Raw genomic sequence first — 13,901 nt, 5'->3', positions numbered from 1 at the left:
TTGGTTCTTCGCTATCTCTGCCATAGGTAAAGCTCCTAATTCATAATGTCACTGTATTTACAAATAGCAGAGAGCGTCGCACTTATGCACAATCCTCTAGAGTTATTTTTTGTAACAAGGAGTTTATACCGAGTGGAATTCAAATTAATTTCAATCGCTCTCTCCGGCGTGGTAGGAACTGCGGACGAGAGGCCCCGATCGCACGTGCTCAAACCCCATCTCCCGCGCGATCGACCCGAAACGGTCAAATTCGGCTGGCGTCCAGTATTTACGCACTGGGAGGTGCTCTAGAGATGGTCTCATGTATTGACCGAGGGTGAGCCGATCGCACTTGGCGTCCCGCAAATCAATCATCGCTTCGACTATCTCGGCTTCGGTTTCCCCGTGCCCCAACATCAAACCGGATTTGGTGGGAATAGTTGGGTCATATTGCTTAACAATACGCAGAACGTCGATCGAGCGATCGTACTTCGCCCCCCTCCGCACCGGCCCTTGCAACCGACGCACCGTCTCAATATTGTGGTTGTAACAAGCCGGCTTAGCCTCCACCACCGTGCGAATTCGCTGTCGCTGCAACTCATCGAGGCCGGAATTCTCCCCATCGGGGGCGGGCACGGGGGCACCGCCCCTACCCGTTCCCCCCCAAAAATCCGGCGTCAGTACCTCAATTTCAGTATCCGGGTTAAGAAGACGGATTTGGGCGATCGTCCTGGCAAACCAACCCGCACCCCCATCCGGCAAATCATCCCTCGCCACCGAAGTCAGCACCGCATAGCGCAAACCCAACAACTGCACAGCTTCGGCCACCTTTTGCGGTTCCTCCGGGTCGAGGGGCATCGGAGAATGACCTTTATCTACTTGACAAAAAGCACAAGCGCGGGTGCAAGTCGGCCCCATCAACAAAAAAGTCGCCGTTTTTTGCGCGTAGCACTCGCCCCGGTTGGGACATCTCCCCTCCTCACAAATCGTGTGAATTTGCCGCTGTTTGATAATTTTTTGCACTTGGGAAAGTTCGCTAGCTTTGCCAACGGGCCTACGCAACCACTCCGGCATCGCCTCGATTTCACCCCGCATTTGGGTGGCAATTGCTTTGACTGTAGGAGTTTGAGGAATTTGGGGCGACATATAATTAAGTGGCGAGCAAGTTAATTCCTTCGATCGTATCCGAAATCAAAGCCCCTGAACTTGTAGGAGTATCACCCGAAATCAGAATCGCACCAAGGTGCAACAAAACTAAACTCGCCCAGAATTATGGGTAGAATTCTGTTAGGGATATACTGAAGGTTGCAAATCATCACTCATTCATTACTGAAGGAGTCAGTCGTGGCTGGTCAAAAAATCTTGGTAATCGATGACAGTAAAGTCATCCGCCTCCGAGTCCGAGAGATGTTGCCTCAGGGTAACTTTGAAATTCTAGAAGCAAAAGACGGCGAAGAGGGACTCAAACTGATCCGTCAAGCCCGGCCAAATCTAATTATGTTAGATTTCCTACTGCCCAAAGTCAGCGGTTGGGAAGTGTATCAAAAAGTGCAAGCCCATCCTGAGCTTTCTAAGATACCTTTGGTGATCATGTCGGGCCGCGAAGAAGAGGTGATGGAAAAAATTCCGAAACCCTTTGAGAAGCATTTTTTTGCATTCATCGCCAAACCGTTTGAGAAAAAGCAGCTAACCGAGGCGATCAAATCGGCGATGGTACTGGCCAAAAAGAAACCAGTGCCGGAAGCCCCAGTCGCCGCCGCTGCACCCACTTCTGGAGGGGGCGCCGCCGAAATTCAGGCGATGACTGCGAAAATGGCGAAAATGCAAGCGGAAATTGATGCACTCAAAAAACAAATGACTCAGGTGATTACGATCATCAAGCAGAAATTGAAATAATTCTGCTGTTTTTTGAAGGCACTTATGTAGAAGGAAACTTCCACACCGTGAAACTTTCAGTTGAGTCTCAAAGGCTGCGATTTTATCCGCATTTTTTTGCCAAATTGTTTGAGCGAGTGCGATCGCCAATAGCCTGCAACTGGTTTATCAAAATCCCAGTGAGAAAATCAATTAAAAGTTAAAAATAAAACAAGGGAGGAAATTAATTATTAATTAATATTAGGATTTTTAATTCCCGCTCGTTCCACACTCAATTATCAACTCCTCAGTCTCATTTTTTTGGTTAATGACTAACGACTATTCCGATTTTTTGCCTCAACTGCGTGCCTCAACAGAGCAATTATTGAAAAGATTAGACTGCTTCGATCAAGCGCAGGTATTAGCGATCGGAGATTTGACCTTGGACGAGTTTCTTACCGGACAAGTAGAGCGAATTTCCCGCGAAGCACCTGTGTTGATTTTGCGCTACGAAAATACTCAGCAAGTACCCGGAGGTGGCGCAAATGCTGTCTATAATTTAGCCAAACTGGGAGGCAAAGTAAAAGTTGCTGGTTTGGTGGGAAAAGACGACCAGGGAAAGGCTTTGTGCGGTATTTTTGAGGCAGCGGGAATTGATACGGGTGGGATTTTAATCGATTCGCAGCGTCCAACTGTCACCAAAACTCGAATCTCCGGGCACGCGCGGCAGTCGGTGACTCAGCAAATTGTTCGAGTCGATCGCAAATCGGACGAGTTGCCGGATTTAGATTTGCAGTTGCAACTGGCAGACTACATCCGGCAGCAAATACCGACAGTAGATGCAGTGGTTTGTTCCGACTACGGCGACGGAGTTTGGACGAATTTGGCGATCGAATCGGCAGTGGTTCCTGGCAAAACAATTGTAGACGCTCAAATAAATTTGCAGCGATATTCTGGAGCAATGCTGTTTACTCCGAACTTGCCAGAAGCCGAGCAAGCCGTCGGATATGCTATCAAAAACCCTCAAACTTTAATGCAAGCAGGACGCGATTTATTGAACTTAACTCAAGCTCAAAAAATCCTGATTACTCGCGGCGAAGAAGGGATGACTTTGTTTGAAAGAGCCAACGGCGAAGAAATCAAAAATTCACCCCCTCCAACATCCATTTGTGAAAAGGGGGAATTTGCCATTCAAAGTTGGGACATTCCCCCTTTTAACAAGACTGATGTATTCGACGTAACTGGTGCTGGAGATACAGTTGTAGCAGCAATGACTTTAGCTTTGTGCGTCGGTGCATCGGGTTGGGAAGCGGCAGTTTTGGGCAATTTGGCGGCTAGTATTGTCGTGCGTCAATTCGGTACGGCAACGACGACTGCAGACGAAATGAAAGAAGCTTTGAAAGAAATGAGCAGTCAGTAGGCAGTAAGTAGGGGCGATGCCTGTGAGTGCCCGCTACCAACTGACTACTGACTAATGACTAATGACTAATGACTACTGACTAACGACTAACGACTACTTACTTTTTTTCAAAATTTGCCCCTTGTCATCAATTGTCAAACCGCTATTGGGAAAATCGCTCTTTGTCAAACGGTTAATCAACCCCACAGTTCTAAATTTGTTATCAACAGCCGGAACACCTCGCCCGTCAAGTTGGACGGGGATAATCTTACCAGAAACAAAATCCCCTTGCGGAGTCATTTTCACATCTAAAATTAGAGATTGACCGAGTGCTCCTGCTGTAGACAAAGTGCGATAACCCAAAAAATTTCCCAGAGAGTAAGCAATCAATTTACCTTTATAAAGTTCCATTGCTCGCGGAACGTGCGGGCCATGGCCCAAAATCAAATCGGCTCCCGCATCAATCATCATCCGCGAAAACAAAACCATATTTCCCCGGTTTTCTCCGTAAAAGAACTCAGTTTTATTTCTCACATTGATAGCTCCCGTTCCTTCAGCTCCAGCATGAACTGATATCACTACAATATCAGCCTTTTCCTTGGCTTTTTTGACAACTTCTGCTCCCGCTTTCAGTTCCAGCAAAGAATTGTGAACTTCGCCGTAGTTACTGAAACCGATAAATGCAAAATTCACGCCCTTGACATTTTGATACACAATTTGATCTCTTTTACCAACAGCCTTCATGCCGTTGCTGTCGATGTTTTTAATCGTGTCCTTAAATCCTTGCTCGTTAAAATCGTAAGAGTGATTGTTGGCAACATTTAAAATATCAAAACCAACATCTTTGAAAATTTTGGCATAACTCGGAGGCGTCCGAAAGGCAAACAGCATTCGTCCGCCGCCTGCTTTGGAACTGTAAGGATGATCGGTCATCGTGCTTTCAAAATTGCCAAACAGAATATCAGCTCCTTTGAGGTACGGTTTTACCGACTCTAATAACATCTCTTTTTTTGCCGGCAGTTTGTTGTAGGGATAATTTGTGCCGGGGATCATGTCGCCAACTGCTTTGATGCTGACAGTGGCGGGCACAATGGCAGGTTTTTTGGCAGCCGGAGATGGCGATTTTGGAGCGGGCAGGGGTTTGGCTGCGGGTGTCGAGCTCACTTCTTGTACCGCAGGCTTTGACGTTAGAGGGTTATTAGTAGCGGTGGTTGAGGATTTGTAAAGTTGAGAAGCCAGAACCAAGCCGGATATCGGCACGAGAATGAGACTCAGAGCAGCGAGTGACAGCCCAGATTTTTTAGTTTTAGTGCGGGCTAATGCTGGCTGCGGCGATGGCTTTTGCTGCCTTTGGTTTGGGGGTTTTGGAGTTGGGATTTGAGGGGGTTGGGGCGGAGATTTTTCTGGTGTTTGAGGGGGCGCCGTTGTGACGTTTTGAGTTTTTTCTAGCTTGGGCAAAGTCACAGGAATGGGAGAAGCGGCTACACTAGCTGCTACTGCTGCACTCGCAGCTACTGCTGCATTCACCGCAACTAATGGACTCACGGGTACGGAAGTCAAGCGTTTTTTTAATTCTACTGTCTGAGTCCAAGCGGGCAATTGCTCGCCGTCGCGCCGCCCGTAAACTGTCACTGAGTAAAGGTTATTTGGTTGCAGCCGCTGCAACCCTTTGACTGCGACTCGGAGACAGGCTTCTTCTGCGGGTAAATGTTCTGCTTCCAGCAGCAGATGCAGGGTGTCATTTTCCCGGCTGGCTTTAGCCGTGACGCCGAAGCTTTGGAGTGCTTGGCTGATCAGAAATGCGATCGCCCTGGCATCGCCTTCTTTTGCTAAATTTAAAATATCTTGTTGGCTCACAAACGCCTCTACTCTCACACTAAAAATTTAGCTCGATCTTATATCAAATTTGGCGGCACAGGATGAAATACCGATTGATTTAACTTAAGTAAGTGGGTACAAATAAACAAAACGTTGGCAGAGGACGCCTGCGTGAAAGGGTCTACTCGCTCTCACTATAGCTCCTAACTAAATCCGACCCTACTTTTACAAGATAGTATGATTTTTGGCGCTGGCTAGCTGAATACAATATTTCCTAACGGTTATCTTAGTCGATCGCCCAAACACTTCTATCCGGGATAATTGCCCCCTGCAAATTAACATCGGTCAAATCAGCGCTCTCTTTCTTACAGCATTTTTGGTAAATAAAACTGGTTTGTGAGCGTCGAGAGTGTGTCCTGGAATGTACGGAAAATATGCAGTTTAGCAGCGAAGAATTAACGAAAAAACTGGCTTTCTCGTTACCAGTGCCAATCCCCCTGTCCCACTTGAGCCCAAATTCACACAAAAACGATCGACCCGCAGGCTCGGAAGCTTGTTAAACTCTTGGTCATGTCACGCTATTGGTGAGAAATCGACGGCTAGCCACAATCGTCTGCTAACGCCCCCGCAGTGCTGGGCTGCGGGGCCTGCATTGCACACTGGACGTAGGTGAGATTAGCTGCAATCAACTTTCGGGATGCCGCTGCTAAAGTCGCGGCCGCCAATGTAGTTGTTCGTTTTAAACTAATTAAACTAATTATTTAAAGGAGTTGCACCTCAATGACACAATTGTGCTTATAATATCTGGCTCGGTGCCCTCTCAAACCAGGGTTTTTCGCTAGTCTGGTGGTATTTGTGAGTTAGTTAAGCCCATAGCAGCTAGGATCGAGCTAACTCAAGGTTAAACTAAAGCTCGTCATGCGGCGTTGCCTCTCAAAACCCGGATTGAGTCTTATGGCGCATTACCGCTCCTCTGTATGTTTGTTCACCTGCATTGCCTGTCTGGGCGCTGCGTTCAGTCCAAGTGCCGACGGAGGGCAACAGGTACTCAATGCCTCTGCGCGTGCTGTTTCCCAAGAAATTGCTCAGGCGAACTCTCCCCCAGACGATCGCCAGGATTCCAAGCCTCCAAAACCGTCTCCAGCGCCCGATAAAAACAAATCTCAGCCTTCCAAAACGTCCAAATCTAATTCTAAGATCCCGAAATCGGTATCCAATTTGATCGTCATTTTGTCTCGTCAGCGGGGGTTCTTAATGTTGGGTTTGGCAGCAGTTGTCGTCACGGCAGCGGCAGTATTTATCATGCTCAAATTAGTTAGTAGTGACGAGTCAAATTATTCTAAACGAAGACGGGGAAGATTTGAGCGCCACAACCCAAGAAACTCTCAATTTAGTAATAATCCCGATTCTCCTACAAACTCGCACGCAATTACACAGCACAAGGCTTCTTTTGGGCTATCCAAACCGCTGTCAGCCTTGCCCTACCCTTTGGATGTACCAAAAGACAACAGTATCGAGAACAGCGATCAACCTTTTCCGTTAAATATGGAATCCGGGGCACCAGAATCCCAGGATGCAGCAGTCGAGGGCGATCGAATTAATTCCGACACCTCGCCCTTGGAAACTCACAGCAACGGATACAGTAACACAGGTTTCAACATTCCCGAAACAACTAATCAAACCGATTCCCTAGCTAATAAGAAAGGTATTGCCCTTCCCGAAACGGATGGTAGACCTAAAGTCGATATTATTGAAGCACTGATTGAAGATTTGCAGCAGCTAAATCCGGCAAAGAGAGGCAAAGCAATTTGGGAACTAGGACAGCGGGGAGATTCCAGAGCAGTTGAGCCGTTGCTCGATTTGCTAGCAAATTCCGACTCCAAGCAGTACAGTTTAATTTTGGCAAGTCTCTCGGAAATTGGCATTCGCACCCTCAAACCCATGAATAATGCGTGGTCAATTTCGCTGCAAAATGAAAATCCAGAAGTGCGTAAAAATGCAATTCGCGACTTGACGCGGATTTACGAATTGGTGAATCAAATCAGTTACTTGTTGCACCGTGCGACGGACGATCCAGATCCAGAAGTTCAGGAAACTGCTCGCTGGGCAATCAATCAGTTGAATCGCATCCGTCCGCGTTCTGGGATGGATTAATAAATGTAGCAATTTTCAAATAATTTGAACTTGAGATGTGAAATGGGAAATTGATAATTTAGATTATGTTAAAATTAGTGAATGCTGATTAATGACTAATGACTAATGACTAATGACACTTTAAAACTATTGTTCCTGTCAACTTCGGTCGGTAAACTCGGTTCGGGGTTGGGTGGCGGAGTCGAACTTACAGTCCTTAACATCGCTAAAGAATTACAGAGGCGCGGTCATAAAATAGCAGTTGTAGCACCGATAGGTTCAATTTTAGAATCAATTCCAGTAATCGAAATAACGGGTGATTTGCAAGTAACCGCCCAAACACAAGATTACAATGATCCTATTGTGATGCCCGCCGATTCTGTGCTGGCGAATATGTGGGAATATGCTCGGCAAGTTCAGGCTGAATGGGATGTGATTGTTAATTTTGCCTACGATTGGCTGCCATTTTATTTGACACCATTTTTTAGGACTCCGATCGCACATTTGATCAGCATGGGCTCCCTTTCCGCCGCCCTCGATCGCATCGCCGGACAAACCGCCGTCCAGTTTCCTGGTACGATCGGAGTTCACACCGCTTCTCAAGCCAAAACATTCGCCTTTGCCGATCAATGTCAGTTGTTGGGAAATGGCATAGATTTATCCCTGTACGAATTTTGCAACCAACCGCATTCTAAATTAGCTTGGCTAGGCCGCATCGCCCCGGAAAAAGGCTTAGAAGATGCAGTAGCATCAGCGAAAATTACAGGCATTCCCCTGAAAATTATGGGCAAAATGCAAGATGAGGATTATTGGCAAAAAATTTGTGCAGATTACCCGGATGCTCCGGTAGAATATTTAGGGTTTCTGACAACAACTCAAATGCAAGAGCAAGTCCGTCAGTGCCGAGCATTGTTGATGACACCGCGCTGGGTGGAAGCTTTCGGAAATGTCGCGATCGAGGCTTTAGCGTGCGGTGTGCCTGTGATTGCTTACGAGCGCGGGGGGCCGGCGGAAATTGTTCGAGACGGGCTGACGGGCTTTTTAGTGGCTCCTGATAGCGTAAATGGCTTGGTAGGTGCGATCGCCCGCTTAGAACAAATTGACCGCAGCGCTTGCCGGCGACAAGTAGAGGTAGAATATTCTTTGGAAGCTTTGGGCGATCGTTGTGAACACTGGTTCAAATCTATCACTGCTAGTAGGGTTCGTCAGTAATAATACTGGCTCATTTTTAGAAAGATTTGCTGACTGATGCACCTTACAAGTTTATTAAACAGCAATTCAACTCTATTCTCAAATTGAGTTAAATAAACTCTTAATTGACTACACAAAAAAGGAAACAAAAAAAACTATGGCAACCGAACGTTTAGTGCTTTTATCCAGTAGAGAAATCGAAAAAATGCGCCAAGCCGGCCGTTTAGCGGCCGAACTTCTGCTACATCTCGAACCGATGGTTAAACCGGGAGTAAGCACTCTAGAAATTAACGATGAAGCCGAACGTTGGACTTTGGCACACGGAGCAAAAAGCGCTCCGCTAGGCTATAAAGGATTTCCAAAATCTCTGTGTGCTAGCGTCAATGAAGTAGTTTGTCACGGCATCCCCAATGCGAAACAAATTCTTAAAGAAGGTGACATTATTAATATTGATGTAACACCTTTAGTTGAGGGTTATCATGGCGATACTTCCAAAACTTTTTTTGTGGGCAAACCTTCCCCTGTAGCGAAAAAGTTAGTTGAAGTAACCGAGGAATGTTTAAGAAGAGGAATTGCGGAAGTCAAACCGGGTGCTCGTACCGGCGACATCGGTGCAGCGATTCAAGAATATGCTGAAGCACAAGGTTTTTCGGTAGTGCGAAATTTTGCAGGACACGGGATTCACCGAGTCTTTCACACTGAACCGGAAATTTTGCATTACGGCAAGCGGGGCACAGGAAAAAAGCTCAGACAAGGCATGGTTTTTACGATCGAGCCGATGATTAATGAGGGTACTTGGGAAGTGGAAATTCTCGCCGATGGTTGGACTTCTATCACCAAAGATGGAAAGCTTTCGGCTCAATTTGAACACACTCTGGCTGTGACTGATTCTGGGGTGGAAATTCTGACTTTGCCGTAGTAATGATTAACAAACAATCTGAAAAACTCACTCCTAAATCAATAATCAACCATATCCCGTAGAGGCGGTTTCACCGATAATATCTAACGATTATCAACAATCTAGATAAACCCGCCCCGCCACAACCGATAACCCAAATCAACCTGAAATTTGCATCGAATCCGAAAATGTAGGTTTGTATTTATGGGTGGGTGGGGGCGGCTTTTCGAGATAGTCTGTTTTAGTCATAAATTGTCTGTAAAACCCGCCACTACAGAATTACGATCGATTCACCAAACACGATATAACTAATAACTAATAACTAATAACAAATGACTGACCTAAAATTTCTGCAACCAGGAGATTTGCTCAAAGTAATTGCCCCTAGTGGCACTTTGCGAGAATCAACCAACTTTGAAAAGGGTGTAGAAATTTGGAAATCTCACGGCTATCGAGTTGAATTAACACCGGGTTTTGACGATCGCTGGGGCTATTTGGCCGGTTCGGATGAAAACCGCGTCCGACAGCTCGCAGATGCCCTCAATGACCCGGATTGTCGCGGTATTCTCTGTGTTCGAGGCGGTTTCGGCAGCACTCGACTTTTGGAAAAAGGAAATGTGGGAAAGGCAGAAAATTCCCAATTCCCAACCCCCGATTCCCATTCGCCGAAATGGTTAATCGGCTTTTCCGACATTACTGCTTTGCTGTGGAATCAGGCTAAATTGGGTGTTTGGGGCGTTCACGGGCCGATGCTGACAACTTTGGCTGCGGAACCGGATTGGTCTGTCGATCGACTTTTTGACTGCATAGAAGGTCGTCCCTTACAATCTTTGCAAGGTAAAGGATGGGGCAGCGGACAAGCCACCGGGCCGCTGTTTCCGGCGAATCTGACGGTTGCTTCTCATTTGCTCGGAACCCCGTATCAACCGGATTTGACCGGGGTTATTCTCGCATTTGAGGATGTTTCCGAAGCTCCTTACAGGGTCGATCGAATGTTGACTTTGTGGCGGATGGCGGGGGCTTTCGCTGGGGTGCGGGGCATTGCTTTGGGGCGCTTCAGTCGCTGCGAGATTGATCCAAGTATTCCTAGTTTTAGCATTGAAGAAGTTTTGCGCGATCGGCTGGGGGATTTGAATATTCCGATTGTTTCGGATTTGCCCTTCGGGCACGAGGGAGTTAACGCTGCTTTACCGATGGGAATTATGGCGAGTCTCGACGCTGAATCGGGATTGCTGATTTGTGGCGATCGATCGCAACTTTAGATTAGGGCTCAACGTCTATAACTTTAACATGAGATTTTGCACCCGGTAAATAGCCTGGTTTCGTGAGGTTGACACGGTTGGCAGAAATTACATTTAAAATGGATTGTGTATGCAAATGTCGGCGCCAAGAAAGCAAAAAGATTTTAAATTTTTCCAGAGGTTGATATGAAAACACACAACTTGTTAAACAGTATTGCTGCCGCTGTGCTAGTTACGGGATTGGCACTTACCGGAATTTCCTCAAGTGCGGTTGGCGAACAGATAGGTAATAACGATCGCATAGACGGAGTAATTCGCCGCACTTCCCCGATTTACCGTTTCCGGAATATGTGGGTTCCGGGCTCTCCGACGGAAGAATTGCGTGGTCAAGAATACACATTTAGCGCGAGGGAAGGCGACAACATTGAAGTGTTTTTAGATACAGATAGAAGTCGCGGTTTTACTCCCGTCATGGTGCTATTTTACGGGAACAACAAACAAGTCGCTTTTACGCAAGACCGTTCGTTTAATTATCAAATTCCCCGTAGTGGCGATTACAAACTGTTAGTGTTAGCAAAAGATGCTGCCAGGGGCGGTAACTACACGCTGGAAGTTGCGGGAATTGATGGGGGCGGCAGACAATCTCGCAATTCGCGGGACGATTGGTACACGAGACGAGATAACGATCGATATGACGGTCAATATGACAGAGCACAGCTTCTGCAAGATGATTTTGGCTTGCGGTCTGTTGATTGTCGCGAGAGACGTTCTATGGTGAGAGTCAGATTTGACGATGGAAATCAAGACTCGACTTACTGCGCTGTCCCGAATAGAAGGTATCCGGCGGGAGATTATTACTACAATTCGCGGACTAGAGATTTAGACTCGGCGCGGCGGAATGATAGTAGATTCGATGCGGGCCCAGATCAATGTCGGGTAGTGGTGGGCGGAGTTTGCGTAACGAGATAGTTTCGATTTAATTAACCGTATGGTGCGTCGCCCAATACAACCTACTATTAAGCTCGAAAATGGAGCAGCGACGCACCATACAAGATGAGTCTCTACAGATTTAAATATCGACTAAGTTACATCTTTGAGAGCCGATCGCGAATTGTTCGGAGATTTTTTGACAACGCTCATACTGCCGTCGGTTTCCAGCACTACAGCTTCGATTTCTTCGATCGACGCGCTGCCCGTCCCCCGAATCGCCGCCCGAATTTCCTCTTCACTCACGCGCTGCTGCCGCATCGCCACAGGCAGAAATTGGCCTTGGTTGAGTAGCATAGTAGGTTCGGCTTTGATGAGATTTTTTACCCACTTTACCCGCACCGCAAGCCAAGTGACGATGAATTGCAGCCCGATGAGTAAGCCGAGTCCGAAAACGCCCTCGACCAAGGAAACGTCTTTTGACATGATGACAGTCGCCAACGTCGAACCAAGCGCGATGGTAACGATGAAATCGAAGGCATTCCACTTCGACAGAGTTCGCTTGCCCGATGCCAGCAGCAAAAAAATCAGCACGACGTAAGCGGAAACGCCGATCGTCAAAATCCGAATCAATTCAACCCAATTGTCAAAAAACATATTTTTATTTCGCCGTCCTGATTTTGGGGGCGCTTTGCCGCTGCGCCAGTGCTAGATGCTTTGTCTGCTTGAGGTCGCGGTCGCGGATTCTGTTAGTTTGCAATGTCATTGTAGCAAAAGGGTGGATGTGAAAATTTCCTATTAGCAATAGTTTCAGCTATTAAGAATTTCTTGAGCGTGCCAGAAGGTTGCTATCGAACTCAGCCACTTTCCTCATCTTCCTCCCCGCCGACAGATGAATTTTTTGTCAAAAAGGACGATCGCACAGTGGTAAGCTACCAAAGGCATTGAAATATCTAAGGTAGAGAAAAGTTAAAATGTCGGCATTAAATGAAGTTCCCTTGTTGTTGCGGGCAGCCCGCGGCGAAACCCTAGACCGCCCGCCCGTGTGGATGATGCGCCAAGCCGGTCGCTACATGAAGGCTTATCGAGATTTGCGAGAAAAGTATCCCTCGTTTCGCGAACGTTCCGAAATTCCCGAAGTTGCCATCGAAGTTTCCCTTCAGCCGTGGCGCGCGTTTCAACCCGACGGCGTAATTCTGTTTTCCGATATTGTCACCCCCATGCCGGGTTTGGGTATTGACATGGACATCGCCGAAGGCAAAGGCCCGATTATCCACGCACCCATCCGCACTCAGCAGCAAATCGACAACCTGCAACCGCTGAACCCGGAAGAAAGCTTGCCGTTTATCAAAACAATCCTGAAATCCCTGCGCGAAGAAGTCGGCAATAAATCCACCGTGCTCGGTTTTGTGGGCGCGCCGTGGACGCTGGCGGCCTATGCGGTTGAGGGCAAAGGTTCTAAGGATTATGCGATCATCAAAAACATGGCATTTTCCGATCCAACTTTACTGCATCAGTTGCTGTCGAAATTCGCAGATGCGATCGCAGTTTACGTGCGCTATCAAATCGACTGCGGCGCGCAAGTAGTGCAAATGTTCGACTCCTGGGCCGGCCAACTCTCCCCGCAGGACTACGACACCTTCGCTCTACCTTACCAGAAACAAGTATTCGAGCAAGTCAAAAAAACCCATCCTGACACACCGCTAATTCTGTTAGTCACCGGTAGTGCGGGCCTCCTCGAACGCATGACAACATCCGGCGCCGATATCATCAGCGTCGATTGGACAGTGGATATGGCCGACGCGCGCAAGCGTTTGGGCCCGAATATGAACGTTCAAGGAAATCTCGATCCGGGCGTGTTGTTTGGTTCTCAACCGTTTATTCGCGATCGAATTCTTGATACAATTCGCAAAGCCGGCCCGCGCGGACACATCCTCAATTTGGGACACGGCGTATTACCGGGAACTCCCGAAGATAACGTTCGTTTCTTCTTTGAAACCGCAAAACAAGCCGACAAGTTGCTTGCAGTTGCTGCTTAATTTGATTTCGATTGTAGAATCCGATCAAATCCGGTTAATTGCACCTGATATTTGTAGGGACACTCCAAGAACTCATGGGTGTCAACTTAACGTAAAACCGACCGTCTCTCTTGTTGGTATCAAAGTGTAGATCCCCCCTAACCCCCCTTATTAAGGGGGGGACAGGAATCTTCTCAAAGTCCCCCTTCTTAAGGAGGATTTAGGGGGATCGAGACTGCGTTAAAAGCGAGAGTTATCAAGCTTTCAGTCTTAAGTTGACACAAATAGGCAATGCCCTCTCCCTACCCTGGAAAAAGATTGTAGAATCCGATCAATTTCGGTTAATTGCAGTTAATATTTGTAGGGACACTCCAAGAGCCCATTGGTGTCAACTTAACGTAAAATCAACCGTCTCTCTTGTTTGTATCAAAGTCTAGATCCCC

The 13,901-nt window shown here is 47.2% G+C and carries 11 protein-coding genes; 8 read left to right on the top strand and 3 right to left on the bottom strand.

What is annotated here, in order from left to right:
* Nucleotides 1-150: 150 nt before the first annotated feature.
* The gene (locus QT979_RS10005; protein ID WP_333215365.1) at nt 151-1,125 is read right to left on the bottom strand and encodes a lipoyl synthase; all 975 of its coding nucleotides are present in this window, start codon (nt 1,123-1,125) and stop codon (nt 151-153) included.
* 198 nt (nt 1,126-1,323) lie between these two features.
* Between QT979_RS10005 and QT979_RS10000 the strand changes: the two genes are divergently transcribed.
* The gene (locus QT979_RS10000) at nt 1,324-1,875 is read left to right on the top strand and encodes a response regulator (RefSeq protein ID WP_333215366.1); all 552 of its coding nucleotides are present in this window, start codon (nt 1,324-1,326) and stop codon (nt 1,873-1,875) included.
* Between the two features lie 286 nt (nt 1,876-2,161).
* Nucleotides 2,162-3,253 (top strand): PfkB family carbohydrate kinase, encoded by a 1,092-nt coding sequence (locus QT979_RS09995; RefSeq protein WP_333215368.1) that lies wholly within the window; start codon nt 2,162-2,164, stop codon nt 3,251-3,253.
* A 93-nt stretch (nt 3,254-3,346) separates the two neighbouring features.
* Here QT979_RS09995 and QT979_RS09990 read toward each other — a convergent pair whose 3' ends face one another.
* Nucleotides 3,347-5,089 (bottom strand): CapA family protein, encoded by a 1,743-nt coding sequence (locus tag QT979_RS09990; RefSeq protein ID WP_333309542.1) that lies wholly within the window; start codon nt 5,087-5,089, stop codon nt 3,347-3,349.
* A gap of 915 nt (nt 5,090-6,004) precedes the next feature.
* Here QT979_RS09990 and QT979_RS09985 point away from each other — a divergent pair.
* The 5 genes from QT979_RS09985 (at nt 6,005) to QT979_RS09965 (ending at nt 11,482) form a co-directional block, all read left to right on the top strand.
* Nucleotides 6,005-7,204 carry a HEAT repeat domain-containing protein gene (locus tag QT979_RS09985; RefSeq protein WP_333216503.1) on the top strand — a complete coding sequence of 400 codons (1,200 nt, stop codon included), beginning with the start codon at nt 6,005-6,007 and terminating at the stop codon, nt 7,202-7,204.
* 105 nt (nt 7,205-7,309) lie between these two features.
* Nucleotides 7,310-8,395 carry a glycosyltransferase family 4 protein gene (locus QT979_RS09980; RefSeq protein ID WP_333309540.1) on the top strand — a complete coding sequence of 362 codons (1,086 nt, stop codon included), beginning with the start codon at nt 7,310-7,312 and terminating at the stop codon, nt 8,393-8,395.
* A gap of 136 nt (nt 8,396-8,531) precedes the next feature.
* Complete coding sequence (gene map / locus QT979_RS09975) at nt 8,532-9,293, top strand: type I methionyl aminopeptidase (protein ID WP_333216499.1); 762 nt, start codon at nt 8,532-8,534, stop codon at nt 9,291-9,293.
* Between the two features lie 311 nt (nt 9,294-9,604).
* A complete protein-coding gene (locus QT979_RS09970; protein WP_333309537.1) occupies nt 9,605-10,534 on the top strand; it encodes an LD-carboxypeptidase in 930 nt (309 codons plus the stop codon).
* A gap of 165 nt (nt 10,535-10,699) precedes the next feature.
* Nucleotides 10,700-11,482, top strand: coding sequence for a hypothetical protein (locus tag QT979_RS09965; protein ID WP_333216495.1), 783 nt, complete (start codon nt 10,700-10,702; stop codon nt 11,480-11,482).
* Between the two features lie 111 nt (nt 11,483-11,593).
* Here the strand turns inward: QT979_RS09965 and QT979_RS09960 are convergent, their stop codons facing one another.
* Nucleotides 11,594-12,097, bottom strand: coding sequence for a YetF domain-containing protein (locus QT979_RS09960; RefSeq protein ID WP_333216494.1), 504 nt, complete (start codon nt 12,095-12,097; stop codon nt 11,594-11,596).
* Nucleotides 12,098-12,414: 317 nt separating this feature from the next.
* On the opposite strand from QT979_RS09960, the gene hemE reads away from it, so the two are divergent.
* Nucleotides 12,415-13,479: a uroporphyrinogen decarboxylase gene (hemE, locus tag QT979_RS09955; RefSeq protein WP_333185260.1), complete on the top strand. Its 1,065-nt coding sequence runs from the start codon at nt 12,415-12,417 to the stop codon at nt 13,477-13,479.
* The last annotated feature ends 422 nt before the right edge of the window (nt 13,480-13,901 follow it).

The sequence above is a fragment of the Microcoleus sp. w2-18bC1 genome (assembly GCF_036700365.1).
In the GTDB taxonomy this organism is placed as follows: domain Bacteria; phylum Cyanobacteriota; class Cyanobacteriia; order Cyanobacteriales; family Microcoleaceae; genus Microcoleus.
The sequence above is the reverse complement of the archived record's forward strand: the minus strand, read 5'-3'. Positions and strand labels throughout refer to the sequence as shown.